Origin of the sequence: Olleya sp. Ti.3.14, from assembly GCF_038154885.1 — a bacterium.
GTDB lineage: Bacteria > Bacteroidota > Bacteroidia > Flavobacteriales > Flavobacteriaceae > Olleya.
In genome coordinates this window covers 16,712-30,683 of the sequence record NZ_JBAKAO010000011.1, presented here as the reverse complement: position 1 = coordinate 30,683, position 13,972 = coordinate 16,712, and the positions used below count along the sequence as shown (strand labels likewise).

General features: G+C 31.1%; 12 protein-coding genes. 4 read left to right on the top strand and 8 right to left on the bottom strand.

What is annotated here, in order from left to right; translation table 11 throughout:
• Position 1: 1 nt before the first annotated feature.
• Positions 2 to 1,273: an MFS transporter gene (locus V6251_RS13430; RefSeq protein ID WP_341588658.1), complete on the top strand. Its 1,272-nt coding sequence runs from the start codon at positions 2 to 4 to the stop codon at positions 1,271 to 1,273.
• A gap of 1 nt (position 1,274) precedes the next feature.
• Here V6251_RS13430 and V6251_RS13425 read toward each other — a convergent pair whose 3' ends face one another.
• The 3 genes from V6251_RS13425 to V6251_RS13415 all read right to left on the bottom strand — a co-directional run bounded on the left by V6251_RS13425 (position 1,275) and on the right by V6251_RS13415 (position 3,051).
• Positions 1,275 to 1,694: a hypothetical protein gene (locus V6251_RS13425; protein WP_341588657.1), complete on the bottom strand. Its 420-nt coding sequence runs from the start codon at positions 1,692 to 1,694 to the stop codon at positions 1,275 to 1,277.
• 1 nt (position 1,695) lies between these two features.
• Positions 1,696 to 2,454, bottom strand: coding sequence for a UDP-2,3-diacylglucosamine diphosphatase (locus tag V6251_RS13420; RefSeq protein ID WP_341588656.1), 759 nt, complete (start codon positions 2,452 to 2,454; stop codon positions 1,696 to 1,698).
• Between the two features lie 144 nt (positions 2,455 to 2,598).
• A complete protein-coding gene (locus tag V6251_RS13415; RefSeq protein ID WP_145005302.1) occupies positions 2,599 to 3,051 on the bottom strand; it encodes a 6-pyruvoyl trahydropterin synthase family protein in 453 nt (150 codons plus the stop codon).
• Between the two features lie 93 nt (positions 3,052 to 3,144).
• Between V6251_RS13415 and V6251_RS13410 the strand changes: the two genes are divergently transcribed.
• Positions 3,145 to 3,786 (top strand): 2OG-Fe(II) oxygenase, encoded by a 642-nt coding sequence (locus V6251_RS13410; protein WP_341588654.1) that lies wholly within the window; start codon positions 3,145 to 3,147, stop codon positions 3,784 to 3,786.
• A gap of 88 nt (positions 3,787 to 3,874) precedes the next feature.
• On the opposite strand, the gene V6251_RS13405 is transcribed toward V6251_RS13410, so the two are convergent.
• Entirely contained in the window at positions 3,875 to 4,042 is a 168-nt protein-coding gene (locus V6251_RS13405) for a hypothetical protein (protein WP_341588653.1), read from the bottom strand.
• A 22-nt stretch (positions 4,043 to 4,064) separates the two neighbouring features.
• Positions 4,065 to 5,399: an MATE family efflux transporter gene (locus V6251_RS13400; protein WP_341588651.1), complete on the bottom strand. Its 1,335-nt coding sequence runs from the start codon at positions 5,397 to 5,399 to the stop codon at positions 4,065 to 4,067.
• 95 nt (positions 5,400 to 5,494) lie between these two features.
• Between V6251_RS13400 and V6251_RS13395 the strand changes: the two genes are divergently transcribed.
• Positions 5,495 to 6,292 carry a universal stress protein gene (locus V6251_RS13395; protein ID WP_145005313.1) on the top strand — a complete coding sequence of 266 codons (798 nt, stop codon included), beginning with the start codon at positions 5,495 to 5,497 and terminating at the stop codon, positions 6,290 to 6,292.
• A gap of 132 nt (positions 6,293 to 6,424) precedes the next feature.
• A complete protein-coding gene (locus V6251_RS13390) occupies positions 6,425 to 8,791 on the top strand; it encodes a hybrid sensor histidine kinase/response regulator (protein ID WP_341588650.1) in 2,367 nt (788 codons plus the stop codon).
• On the opposite strand, the gene V6251_RS13385 is transcribed toward V6251_RS13390, so the two are convergent.
• From V6251_RS13385 to V6251_RS13375, 3 genes are all read right to left on the bottom strand, one after another.
• Positions 8,788 to 9,627 carry an alpha/beta hydrolase family protein gene (locus tag V6251_RS13385; protein WP_341588648.1) on the bottom strand — a complete coding sequence of 280 codons (840 nt, stop codon included), beginning with the start codon at positions 9,625 to 9,627 and terminating at the stop codon, positions 8,788 to 8,790. The genes V6251_RS13390 and V6251_RS13385 overlap by 4 nt on opposite strands.
• Positions 9,628 to 12,375: a PD-(D/E)XK nuclease family protein gene (locus tag V6251_RS13380; RefSeq protein ID WP_341588646.1), complete on the bottom strand. Its 2,748-nt coding sequence runs from the start codon at positions 12,373 to 12,375 to the stop codon at positions 9,628 to 9,630.
• 72 nt (positions 12,376 to 12,447) lie between these two features.
• Positions 12,448 to 13,878, bottom strand: a complete 1,431-nt coding sequence (locus V6251_RS13375; RefSeq protein ID WP_145005325.1) for an OmpA family protein — start codon at positions 13,876 to 13,878, stop codon at positions 12,448 to 12,450.
• Positions 13,879 to 13,972: the final 94 nt, after the last annotated feature.

Sequence of the window (13,972 nt, the reverse complement as noted above, 5' to 3'; positions counted from 1 at the left end):
TATGGCTAAAAATGATCCATACGCAGCACTGAGAATAAGAGAATTTAACATCTTTTTATTATTAAGATTTGCTTTAGTTTTTGGCTGGTCGATGCAATTTATTGTAATTGAATGGGAAGTCTATACATTAACAAAAGATCCTTTGTATTTGGGATTAATTGGACTGATGGAAATTATTCCAGCATTTTCTATGGCTTTATTTGCTGGACATATTGTTGATCAAAAAGAAAAACGGAATTTGTTAGCACTTTGCATCGCAGCATTTTCGTTAATTAGTTTGGGCTTGTTTTTATTGACTTGGGACAAAATTGTTGCCAACTGGGAAACCAGTAGTATTTTATATTGCATTTACGCTTTGGTCTTTTTTGGTGGCTTTTTACGTTCGTTTTTTGGACCGACTATTTTTTCATTAATAGCTTTATTGGTGCCTAAAAAGATTTATCCGAATGCAGCGACTTGGAGTAGTAGTACTTGGAAAGCAGCAACCGTTTTAGGAGCCTTATTTGGTGGTTTTTTTATTGGTTGGATTGGTGTGGCTAGTACATTGTGTATTGTATTTGTCTTAGTGGCATTGGCTTTTGTAATTACATTCCAGATAGAGAAGAAGCCTATTTTAAATCCTAAGATTGGCGAGTCTGTAAAAGACAGCCTAAAAGTTGGACTTAAATTTGTGTTTAATAATAAAGCTATTTTAGGCGCATTATCTTTAGATATGATTGCAGTTTTATTTGGTGGTGCAGTTGCTTTATTGTCTGTGTTTGCACAGGATATATTACATGTTGGACCTAATGGTTTTGGTATACTTAATGCGTCTGTATCCATTGGTAGTATATTAACCATGTTTATTACAACCTATTTGCCAGTAAATAAAAATGCAGGTAAAAAGTTGTTAATTTCTATTTTTGGTTTTGGAATTTGTATTATTATTTTTGGAATGTCCAAACTGTTTTGGGTTAGTGTTGCAGCCTTGTTTTTTTCTGGTGTGACGGATGGTGTATCCATGGTAATACGTCAAACCATTTTACAATTAAAAACACCTGATCACATGCGTGGTCGTGTAGCCTCTGTAAATAGTATGTTTGTGGGATCGTCTAATGAGCTTGGTGCTTTTGAAAGTGGTATTGCTGCCAAGTACTTAGGTGGAGCTGCTAGAGCTGTAATTTTTGGAGGTGTTATGACACTTTTGACAGTTGTTGCTATTGGTGCAAAAAATAAAACCTTAAGAAACTTAGATTTAACTAAGGATATTGAAGACCATGAAAATGAGGATTAATTTACTTTTTTGCCATTAATTGCTCTAAAATACTATAGTTTTTATTTAAAAATAATTGGTAGCTTTTTAAAGCATCTTCTAGAGAAAAACCCCATTTATCAATGACTTCGACTTTGGTTTTTTCGGATAAAAGCCCAAATAATGGACGGTATTTTATGGGTCTATTGTACCAAAGAGAAAATTCGGGAACATCGTTTTCTAGGCTTGCTGTAATGCATAAGCTTTGTTTTGAAGTTGTAGATTTGAAGTCTAAAGATGGACTATAGTAAATTTGGTTTTGTTTTAAAGATTTCATTTGTGTTAAAATCTCTAACCATGGATAGTTAGTTATCATTTTAATGACTTCGGTATCGCTTAAACTGTTTTTTGGATATTCTATTTTAGGTTTATCCGGATGACAAATAGAGTAGGTGTAAGTCATTTTATTTATAGTCCTTTAACTCCATGTTTTCGCCATCAAAAACACCATAGGTGAAGTACTGTATCCAATCTCCTAGATTAACGTATTTAGAGTTGTTGCCTAAGTCTATGTTTAATGGTAAATGTCTGTGTCCAAAGACAAAGTAATCACGATGTTTTGTTTCTAATTTGCGTTTGCAGTATTGCACTAGCCATTCTTTATCGTTTCCTAAAAATTTAGCATCATCGTCACCAGAGATCATTTTGTTTTTAACAGACATGTATTGTCCTAAGCGTAAAGCAAAATCTGGGTGTAATAAACGTTGGAATAACCATTTAGCAACAGGATTGGTAAACACTTTTTTCATGCGTTTATAGCCTTTATCTTCTGGTCCTAAACCGTCTCCATGCCCTATAAAAAAGGTTTTATTGTTAAAGGTAAATTCTTTTGGTTTGTGGTAAATGGGAATGTTTAATTCTTCTTCAAAATAGCCATCCATCCATAAATCATGGTTACCTACAAAGTAATAGATTGGGATTCCGGAGTCACTAATTTCAGCAAGTTTACCTAGTGTTCTGGTAAATCCTTTTGGTATTACGCGTTTATATTCCATCCAAAAATCAAACATATCTCCTAATAAGAAAATAGCTGCTGCATCTTCTTTTACCATGTCTAACCATGCGACAAACTTTTTTTCGCGAGGTAAGGATAGCTCTTTTGTTGGTGCGCCTAAATGATTGTCTGAGGCGAAATATATTTTTTTTCCTTTTGGAATTTGCATGTGGTAAAGATAACTATTTCTTGATAATGCCTATCGTTAGCAGGTGTGTGCGTTAGCGATTGATACGGTATCCTTTTTTGTGCGCGCTTATGCGCAAAAAAGATATAGTGGAAAGCGCGACCCTTGTGGTAACGCCCAAATTATTTATTGGTTATCGCTGGCGTACCATTGTGCGTAGCTAGTTGCGGTTTCGGAAAGTTTTAGTGAGTGTAATTTGATGTTGTTTGGTAGTCGGTCTTGTATTTTTTGTGCAAAATCGATGACCATCATTTCGCTGGTTGGTTGATAATCTACTAGTAACACGTTGTGATCTCTGTCTTGAAGCTCTTTGGCTAGTTGGACATGTGGTGTGTTTTTGTTAAATACTGTGGCGTGATCAAAAACGTCTACAATTTCTTCTTTTACTATTTTTTTTAGATCTGTAAAGTCTATTACCATTCCAAATTTTACATTGTTGCTATCAGAAATTGGTGTACCTATTACTGTTACATCTAGTTTGTAACTGTGTCCATGGACGTTTTTACACTTTCCGTCATAACCATAAAGTGCGTGTCCAGTCTCAAAAGTAAATTGTTTTGTAATACGAATATTGCTCATTAACCTAAGTTTTATTGCGCAAAGATATTGAATTTGTAAAAGCGAAAGGTTATTAGGTTACATTTGCGCACTTTTTTAAATATAAAACAGGTTATGAATCAGATTTTTGAGGCTTTAGATTTTATTGAAAATCCATTGTATGAGCAAATTATAGAGGATATTGCAAAGCAAAAATTTACGATTATTGATAATTTTTTTTCTGAAGAAGAAGTTGTTGCTTTAAGAGGGTCTATACTTGAGAAGTATGAGGAGGATGCTTTTAAAAAGGCTGCTATTGGTAATAAATTTGATGAAGTAATAGTTAAATCTATTAGAGGTGACGTGATTTTATGGATTGAGGAAGCTAGAGCTAATGCAGCGGAATCTTTGTTTTTTAATAAGATTAATGATTTGGTTGGTTATTTAAATAAAACGTGTTTTTTGGGAATTTTACATAAGGAGTTTCATTATGCGATTTATCCAAAGTCAACGTTTTATAAACGTCATTTAGATACCTTTAAAAATGATGATAGACGTAAGTTGTCTTTTGTGTGCTACTTAAATCATGAAGATTGGCAACCAGAAAATGGTGGCGAATTGGTATTGTATTTAGACGATAATGGTAATGAGGTAGAGAAAGTGGTATATCCTTTTCCTGGTCGTGTGGTAATATTTGAAAGTCAAATTTTAGAGCACGAAGTTAAACCAGTAAATACTAAAAGATTAAGCATTACTGGTTGGCTTAAAACGCGTTAATTAGCGTCTTCTGTTGCGCATTTTATTATAGAAATAAGCTATAATTACAAATAATGCTAGTAATGGAAAAATTAAATTGCTCATAATTTTAAGACTCTTTGTTACGATTTTTATTAAATCTGTACAGCAAATAAGCTAGTACTACTAAGATAAAAAGTGGCAAATACGATCCAATTAAAATACCGATTTGATAATTGTCATCTGGAGCATTTTTGATTTTGTCTTCAATATTGACTTGTAGTAAGCTTAATAACATACGATTTTATTATGTTGTAAAGTTAGTTGTTTTGTGCAAGAGGCAAAAATTGTTTTCTAAATTTTATAATTAACGGAAAACCACGCGCTATAATCCACAAAGTAAAGGCCATAAATATACCATGTAGTTTTAAATTGTAATAATCTGCAATAAAAAGGACTGGTAAAAAAACAAAAAAAGTGGATAGTAAAAGTAAGTTACGTAGGTCTTTCATTTTTCCTAAACCTTTAAACATACCATCAAATATAAAGGCTAAAGCACATAAGGGTTGCATGGCTAGTACCATCCAAAAAACACTATAAAAGGTTTTTAAAACTTCGGGTTCCTTGGTAAAAAGTTTACCTATTGGATAGTAAAATATAGCTCCAATTAGTGCTACTAGGCTACCTAAATAAATCCCATATTTTATTAGTTTTTTACTTAATTCTAATAGCTCTTTATAGTTTTTTTGACCATACAGTTTGCCAGACAAAATGTTTCCTGCGCTGGCATAACCGTCTATTATAAAGGCTCCTAAAAACCATAGATTAATTGCAATTGTATAAGCTGCAATATAGTTTTTGCCATAGCCTGTGGCATATTTTGTTGCAAAATATAACGTGATATTTAAGGCTAGTGTACGTACAAACAAGTTTAATATCATGATAGTAAAATTGCTGATTTGTTTGTTTAATGGGAATTTAACCCGAAGCGGAATATTAGTTTTGGTTAAGAGTAAATAGCCAGATAGGATTGCCATTATTATTTGTGCTATTATACTTGCATACGCAGCACCTTTTATATGCATAGGTTGTATAAATCCATCAATACCATACACTAGCATAAAGTCTAAAATCACATTTAAAAAGGCTCCAATAATTGCAATTACCATGGGATAGTAAGTGTTTTGTAATCCTCTAAAGGTGCCAAAAACTGCAATAACAAATAAGGTAAACGGAAAACCAAATACTCTAATTTTATAATACTCTATACTATAATCCAAAATCAGTCCTGAGGCATTATAAAGTTTAAATATCTGCGATGTAAATGGATATGTTGTTACTATTATAACTAAGCTTAACGAGGTAATTAATAAAATAGCTTGAGCAGGTAAGTCTTTAACTTGGTCTAACTTATTAGCGCCAACATGTTGTGATATTATAGAAGAAATAGCGCTTCTAGTTTGTCCTAATATCCAAATTAACATAGATAAAAATGTGGTAACTATACCAATTGCAGCCAAGGACTCAGTTGGGTTAAGCTGTACATTTCCAACAACAGCAGCATCTGTTAAAGACAAAATAGGTTCTGATATACCTGCTATAAGTGCAGGAATGGCTAGTTTATTTATATGTCTTATGCTTATGGAGGTATTCAAAATTTGTATTCAAAATGATTTTGTAAAGGTCGTAAAAGATTATCGAAGTTTTTGTAAAGAAAAATCTGTATTTTTGATTTCTAAACACTCTTTATATGAAATCTATTTTAGTTCCTGTTGGGTCATCAAAAAACGCACAAAGTCATTTACAATACGCAGTAGATTTTGCTGAAGCTTTTGGCGCAAAATTATATGTTGTTCAAGTATATAATGTTTATACCAAATCAGGAACGATGATTAAGGTGGATCATATTTTAGAAAGAGAAAGTTTAGATTTTTTAAATAAGCACGTTGCTTCGGTTAATAAAAAAAATGTTGAGGTTATTGTAAAAACCTTTAAAGGAAAATTAGTAGACACGTTAGAGTTAGTTTCTAAATCGTTAGACATTGATTTAATTATTTTAGAGCCTAGAACAAACTCGATTAAAGATGAAGTTTATTTAGGGAAAACCTCTGGTAAAATCATTAAGCAAACTAATATTCCTGCACTTATTGTTCCTGAAGGTTATGTTTATAAACCAATAAATTCAATATTATTTGCATTAAAATCTGCAGTCATTAACAAAGTTGATGCTTTGTATCCTTTATTAAGTTTAAAAAACCATTTTAATGCTAAGTTAAATTTACTGCTAGTAAAAACACCTTTTCACTCTCAAAGTGATTTTGTTATAGCAGAGGATTTAAAAGAACATTTATCATCTACAAAAGAATCTGAAAACGCTACTACGTTTCAAGGTGTCTTAGAGCATTATAAAGAGTTTAATCCTGATATCCTTTGTGTTGTGCGTCGCAAAAGAGGATTTTTTACTAAAATGTGGGAAAAAAATAGTATCCTTAAAAAGGACTTTTATGTGACTACATTTCCTGTTTTAGTGCTAAGCGGACTAAAATAAGTTATTCGTGTTTTGTGCTTTTGTCGGAAAAATCATTTGATTTAACTAATATAATAGCTGTTTGTCGTAAAGTCACTATTTGGTAAAACTTGACTTTGCCTTATTGCGTAAGTTTATAAAACTAACCAAATAATGAAACACTTATACCTGCTAATCTGTTTTATAAACTTTTCTGTATTTGCACAAAATACAACCTACAACCCAATCACTAGTTCTGGAGATTTATATGAATATAGTCAGTATGCATCGGTTGGGAATAAAGATTTAAGTATACAAGATATACTTTTAGAAAAAAATCTTGAATACCAAGATTTAAGCTCTGATAATCAAAGTTTAGGATTTACTTCTCAAAATTATTGGGTAAAATTTAAATTAGAAAATACATCTAATGATAAAGCGACCTATTATTTAGAAACTGCAAGACCTGTAACAGATAAAGCTAATATGTTTATTGTTACACAAGACAGTATACAAACGTTTAAAAGTGGTGATCAAATTCCTTTTGAAACCAGACAAGTGGCACACAGATCTACTGTATTTAAACTAGTTTTATTACCTAACACTGTTCAGGATGTTTATATGGAGTTTGGCAGTGATGGAGAAACAATCAACTTACCGCTTAACCTGTTTACAGAGTCTGAGTTTTGGATCATGAATTATAAGCAACAATTGTTTTTGGGCTTATTTTATGGTCTTTTATTTTTGGCAGGGATTATATACTTGTTTTTTTATACTAGTTTAAAAGAAAAAACATTTTTGTATTATGGCTGTTATGTGTTTTCAATAGCTTTATTACAAGGCGCTTTGGATGGTTTTATTTTTGAATTTTTACTAACCAATGGTGGCTATTTAAATAGTAAAGCGGTTTTAATAGCAGCATTGTTTTCTAATTTTTTTCTATTAAAATATTGTGAGTATTTTTTAAAAGTTTCGCAATATCTAGGCAGTTTTAAGATTGTATATAATATTATATATGTCGTTTTAGGTGTTTTATTTGTCATGGTTTTTATTTCACCAAAAACAATGGAGTTTGTTTACCCATTATCTAATTTAAATGGCTTACTAAGCCTTATTTTGCTCTTGGCTACAATTTTTACAATGCGTTATAAAAAACTACGTGTCGATTTTTATTTTTCTATTGGAATTTTCTTTTTGATAATTGGTTTATTAGGCTTTGTAATGAATAACTTAAGTCTATTGCCTAATAATTTTTTTACTTTAAATAGCTCTAAATTTGGAACAGGAATGGAGGTTATTTTCTTGTCTTTATCTATGACTAACTTGCTTAAAAAGTTAAGGGAAGATAAGGAAGAGTCGCAAGAATTAGCGTTAAATAGGTCTCAGGAAATAAGTCAATTAAAAACTTTTTTCATGTCCAATATGAGTCATGAATTAAGAACACCTATTAACGCAATTATGGGTATTGCACAAACCGAATTGAAAAATAATGGTAATTCTGAAAGTAATAAAAATTACGAAATTATTAAAAATGCATCACTTAGTTTACTTAGTAATGTTAACGATATTTTAGATTTTGAGAAGATTGAAAAAAATGAATTAAAATTAGTCAACGAGGTATTTAATCCTTTTAATGCAGTTACTGAAATTAGTAATAATTGGAAACTTGAAGCACAGCGTAAAGGCTTAAATTATCATTTTGAAATAGATGCAGATATACCAGATTTTATTGAAAGTGATTTAGAGCGTTTTGTGCAAATTATAAATAATGTTTTAAGTAACGCTGTTAAGTTTACAGCAGAAGGTAGTATTGGTTTTAAATTAAAATGTTTTCCGCAACCTAATGATGTTAATCGGTTTTCACTTCAAGTCTCAGATTCTGGCGTTGGTATGACACCAGAAACCAAGAAAAACATTTTTGATAGTTTTAATCAAATGAGGAATAATCACAAAAGAAAATTTGGTGGTATCGGGTTAGGATTAACTATAGTCAACCGTTTAGTAGATTTATTTGATGGAGAAATAACGGTAGAGAGTCAGTTAAATAAAGGCACTGTTGTGTATATAGATTTGCCTTTAAAAGTCGTCAAAATAGCGACCCTTAGCGATCAAAAAGCAAACCCAAGCACACGTCATGCTGCTCCTTTAAATGTTTTAGTTGTAGAGGATAATATGCTAAACCAAATGGTTATTAAAAAACTACTTAGTACTGATAACAAGTTTACAATGGTTATTGCTAACAATGGTGAAGAGGCTTTAAAACTATTAACAAACGCTAGTTTTGACCTAATTTTGATGGATTTGCAAATGCCTATTATGGATGGTTACGAGGCTACGCAACATATTAGAAGTGGTATTTGTGGTCCCAAAATACAATCAATACCAATTATAGCAGTAACTGCAGATGTTATGCAGGAAACTAAACAACGTGTTTTAAACATTGGTATGAATGATTACATGACAAAACCTATTAATAAAGAGCTTTTGTTTAAAAAAATAGAGCGTTGTATTTATGATACTACTAATTTAAAAATTGCTTAATTTATAAAAGCTATGCTTTTTTTGGTGACAACTTCTAATGATTCTGGTAGATAATTTTTAGTCCAAGGATGTTTAGCATTAAATACATGATTGGTTTTTGGTAGTGCAATTAAGGTGTTTTTAGGGCTCCAAAGTTTTAGCAATTTTGCTTCTTCAAAGCTTACCGAAGGATCTTCAGTACCATGAATTATTAAATGAGGAATAGTTAATCGTTTACAGCAATTTTCTATATCTAATCGGTCTTTATTATTTATGTAATCCAAGTAAAACTGAAAATTATGAGGCATATTTTGTTTTGTCCGACTGTTTAAAACGTATTTAACACCATCTTGTTTCCATTGTTCTAAATTTCCTGTTGTGGAGGTGCGTTTGCCAAAAGCACAAACACTAGCCCAAGTTATTAGCTTTGTAATTCTGTGGTCTTCACTTGCTTTAATTATTGAAATTCCACCACCTCTAGAATGTCCAATTAAAGTGATATTATCAGTGTCAATATTATTTTTGTATATACTATGATCTGAAGTAAAATGATTTAGCATATCGTCTAAATCTTGTAATTCTTTAGTGTAGTTGTTATCAGCAAAAGCGTCTAAATCCGGAAAATCTATAGGTTGATTTACAGTTCCTCCATTATGCGAAAAGTTGAATTTTACAAAAAATAAATTTTGTTTAGCAAAGTTATTTGCTACTAAATCCCACGTTCCCCAATCTTTAAAACCCTTATAGCCATGACAAAAAATCACTAAAGGTTTTTGCTTTTTGTTATCATTATAAAACGTATCATAAACAATTGGTTTTTGATTAATACGTGTTAATATTTGATTTTTTATCTTCATTTATAGCTCTTTTTCTATAAAATCTTGATCTGTATTAAAGATTTCTATGATTAAATTTTTAAGCTGAATTTCAAATTCATTTAAAGTTTCCTGAGTGATTAACGTATCCTTATTCCTGTCGTGACTGCTTTCTTTTTTTATGAATGGAATAAAACCTGCGCTTAAATTTTTAAACGAAATAATACCTGCTTCTACAGGTAAATTTATTTTTTTATCCTTTAAAAGCATATAGACATACATTAAAACTTGAAAAGATTTGCTATACTTATTATAGTCCGTTAATAAGTCGTCCCAATTAATAACTGACACTTTACTTTGGTCTACTTTTCCTGTTTTGTAATCTATTATTCTAACAACACCATTACATTGGTCTATTCTATCAACTGTACCTCTTAATTGTATTGTAAAAGGTAAGGTGTCTATATTTATTTTTACGTTTTCGACCTTAGCTTCTAATGCAATAATTTTTATTGAATCTCCTTTTTTTAAAGCTTCAATCTCTAAGTTTAAAAAATTTAAAACATAGCGTTTAGCAATTTCAAAAACAATAAGGTTTTTACCTTTTGTCATATCACCTTCCTTGTATTCTTCTTTAAAAAACGAGGTGATAAGAGTATCTATTTTTGGTATTAAAGATTTTACGTTGTCAACAGTTATTGTTTGTCCAATAAAAGGTGTATAAAGACTTTCAAGTGTATTGTGTACAACGGTTCCTAGTGTATTGGCAGCAATGGTTTCTTCTACTTCTTCTAGGTTAGAAATACCTAGTAACTTTTGATAGTAAAAATCAATTGGGTTTCTAACATAACTGGTTAAAGATGAAGGAGAAAATCCTCTGTTAGCAATATTTTTTAATTGCGAAATAACACTTTCGGTTTTACTAACTGTTATTAGTTGCTTATTATGGTTAGGTACTTTTGGCGTTAGTATTTTATGAGTGACCTGATGTGTACTTTCTAATTCTAATTGATTGATAAATCTACTTTTTTCTCCTCCAATTAGCGTATCAATTTCTGTGTTATATAATATATAAATATTTTTTGCACGCTGTAATAAGTGATAAAAGTGATAGGTGTATACTGCGTCTTTTTCTTTATAAGTTGGTAGTTTGTTTTCTAATTTGACATCAAAAGGAATAAAGGAGTTATTCGTTTTTCCTGAAGGTAAAATACCTTCATTAACATTAGATATAATTATAGTTTCAAAATCTAAAACTCTAGATTCTAACATTCCCATGATTTGTAAACCCTGTAAAGGTTCTCCTTGAAAATCTAATGTTTCAGAGCTTAGTAACTCTTTATAAATACTATATAAACCTTTTATATCTTTTATATGGTTGTAGTTTTCATTTAGTCGTAAAATCTCATTAAATAAGATATTAAATCTGTATAGATATTCTAATCCTAATTGATTTTTATCTTTATTTTCTGTGAGATGTTCTTTAATTATATTAATCAGTTTAAAACAGTTGTTTAGAGCTGTTTTAGCGTCGTTATTCCAATTGCTAAACAATAGTGACACTAACGCTTTATTGTCTTGAGCTAAGGCTGATATTTGAGCTTCTGTTAGATAGACTAAATTGTTTTTATTGATAAGCTCTATAAAATTAATAGCGTTATCGTTTTTAAATAATGGTTGTATATATTGATGAGAAATTATACTTATAACATCCTTGTAATAAAATGGATTAGCATGCTTTTTATGTAAAGTGAAAATATGTTCAAATAAAGAAGCTAATGGGATGGTTTTTAAAGGAAATCCCATGGTTATATTTAACGTCGAAACGGATTCTGGTACAGAATTTAATACGGGAATTAATAAGTTTTCGTCACCTAAAACTACAGCTGTATTTTTTAAACTGGCATCATTTTTACTTAAATCCTGTAGTATTGTACCTATGGCTTTTGCTTGACCTATATTTTTAGGCACACCAAAAATATTAATGTTTTTTTTAGTTGAGTAATGGTCGTTGACCCAGTTAAAATCATGATCCTTAAAATAGCTCCATTTGTTTTTATGTTGTCTTAAAAACAATCCAGCATCATGAATTTTGTTATTCATAAATTGCTTGTCAGTGTCCCAATAAATGGTTGCTAATTTATTATGTAGTAGTTGTTGTATTATTTTTTCTTCTGCTTCATTTAAGGCATTAAACCCTAAAAATACATGGTGTTTGTCTGTGCTTGATATGTATGCATTACTGTTGTTAAAGGCTTCTCTATAAAGCAAGCCTTGATAACCTTTATTTTTAGAAATTAAAGATGTAGTAAAGGCGTTATAATAATCGTTTAACTTATTCCAGAATTTTAAATAGCTACTGACCAGTTTAGTTTGATCTTCTTGTAGTGACCAATGTTCTAGGTTTTTAATAGCTTTTAGGTAGTCAAATATTTTTTTCTGCGGAATTAGATAACGATCAATCTCATTAAAATCTTGAAGTATAATTTGTGCCCATTTTGAAAAGGTATCAAACGACTCTCTTTCCTTTTCTGGAGTTAGTATAATATATACGTTATAGAACTCAAAAAGCAGCTCTGTGTTTGTTGTCGTTTTTAAACCTGATAATTCTTCTACAAAGGATTCTATACTAATAATCTTTGGAGCAAAAATAGTCTGATTTAAAGTTAAGCTTAACGTGCGTCTTAAAAAAACACCTGCTCTTCTGCTGGGTAATATAAAGACAAGCTCGCTAAAGTTTACTTCCTTAGTTACTAAATCGTCAATTACATCTTGTATAAAACTTGTCATTATATAAAAATAAAAAACGCTTCGGAATACCGAAGCGTTTTTCTATAAAACTTATTAGTGTTTGGTTATAACTTATTTTCTAAGTTTAACTTCTACACGTCTGTTGTTAAATCTTCCAGCTTTTGTTTTGTTGCTGTCAATTGGATAGTCTTCACCAAATCCGTAAGCGTTTAATCTTTCAGAGTTAATTCCGTTTTCGATTAAGTAAGCCATTACAGCGTTAGCTCTAGAATCAGATAATGTTTGGTTAGAAGTTTTGCTTCCAACGCTATCTGTGTGACCTTCAATTGTAAAGTTAGCGTCTGGGTATTCTTTTAAGATTGCAGTAATAGACTGTAATACAGAGAAAGTTTCTTTTCTGAAGCTAGATTTTCCAGTGTCAAATAAGATAGTTTTAGCATAGCTATTTAATTTATCTAATACAACTTGAGTTGGTATAACAGCTTCTGGACAACCATTGTTAGCTACTGTTCCTACTTCTTTAGGACAGTTATCATCTTTATCTAATACTCCGTCACCATCAGTATCTGGCCAAGGACATCCTCCGTTTGCAGCAGGACCTGCTTCGTTTGGACATTTATCTTTAGCATCAGCAACACCATCACCATCAGCATCTGGACAACCTTTTAAAGATTTTAATCCTTTAACTTGTGGACAATCATCGTTATTATCAGATACTCCGTCACCATCAGAATCAGGACATCCGTTAAACTCAGCTAAACCAGCTTCGTTTGGACACGTATCTTTAGAATCTTCGATTCCATCACCATCAGAATCTGGACATCCGTTAAATGCTTCTAATCCAAAAGTATCAGGACAAGCATCATCTTTGTCATATATTCCGTCACCATCAGTATCAGTTCCACCAAATTTAACTGCTAAACCAGCTGAATGTTGGAAATGCTTAGTTAAATAATCTTCAAATGAGTGCTTGTATTTAGACTCAACAAATAAACCAATGTTATCAGAAAACCAGTAAGTTAAACCTAAAGAAGCATTAACTGTTCCTGCTCCAACTGCGTTGTTAGAACCTGCTTTTGTAGAGTAAGTGTTATAAGCACCTTCTTCAATCCAAGTGTAACCACCTCCAACTCCAATAGCTGGATCTAATCTTTTTGAACCTAATACTTCACCTAAGTGGTATCTTACGTTACCATCAATAGCGTAGTATGCTAAATCATTAACACGTAAACTAGGGTTAGTACTATCTTGACCCCATTTGTTAATTCTGTTTATAGAACCTCCAGCTTGGATAGAGAAGTTATCACCAACATACTTAGATACAGAAATTGTAGATAAAGATGGTAAAATACTCCAGTGATCGTTAGCGTTAAAGAATTCTTGGAAATAATCTCCTTGTGGAGCGTTTTCACCTACAGGAAAAACATCTACTGCGTTTACACCGAAGTTAATAGCCCATGGGTTGTTTTGGTCTTGTGCCATAACGTTACCTAAACTAGAAAGTAGTAACATTGTGAACAATAATCTGCTAAGATTTTTCATATTCAAAAATTTAATTTTTAAGTGTTAATTAAAAGCAAAAATAAGTTGTTATATATTATTAACAAAGACAAATATATAAAAATATTGATTATTT

Bases quoted from the DNA above. Each gene is read 5' to 3' on its own strand.
- V6251_RS13430 (WP_341588658.1), top strand. From the start codon at position 2: ATGGCTAAAAATGATCCATACGCAGCACTGAGAATAAGAGAATTTAAC.
- V6251_RS13425 (WP_341588657.1), bottom strand. From the start codon at position 1,694: ATGACTTACACCTACTCTATTTGTCATCCGGATAAACCTAAAATAGAA.
- V6251_RS13420 (WP_341588656.1), bottom strand. From the start codon at position 2,454: ATGCAAATTCCAAAAGGAAAAAAAATATATTTCGCCTCAGACAATCAT.
- V6251_RS13415 (WP_145005302.1), bottom strand. From the start codon at position 3,051: ATGAGCAATATTCGTATTACAAAACAATTTACTTTTGAGACTGGACAC.
- V6251_RS13410 (WP_341588654.1), top strand. From the start codon at position 3,145: ATGAATCAGATTTTTGAGGCTTTAGATTTTATTGAAAATCCATTGTAT.
- V6251_RS13405 (WP_341588653.1), bottom strand. From the start codon at position 4,042: ATGTTATTAAGCTTACTACAAGTCAATATTGAAGACAAAATCAAAAAT.
- V6251_RS13395 (WP_145005313.1), top strand. From the start codon at position 5,495: ATGAAATCTATTTTAGTTCCTGTTGGGTCATCAAAAAACGCACAAAGT.
- V6251_RS13390 (WP_341588650.1), top strand. From the start codon at position 6,425: ATGAAACACTTATACCTGCTAATCTGTTTTATAAACTTTTCTGTATTT.
- V6251_RS13385 (WP_341588648.1), bottom strand. From the start codon at position 9,627: ATGAAGATAAAAAATCAAATATTAACACGTATTAATCAAAAACCAATT.
- V6251_RS13380 (WP_341588646.1), bottom strand. From the start codon at position 12,375: ATGACAAGTTTTATACAAGATGTAATTGACGATTTAGTAACTAAGGAA.
- V6251_RS13375 (WP_145005325.1), bottom strand. From the start codon at position 13,878: ATGAAAAATCTTAGCAGATTATTGTTCACAATGTTACTACTTTCTAGT.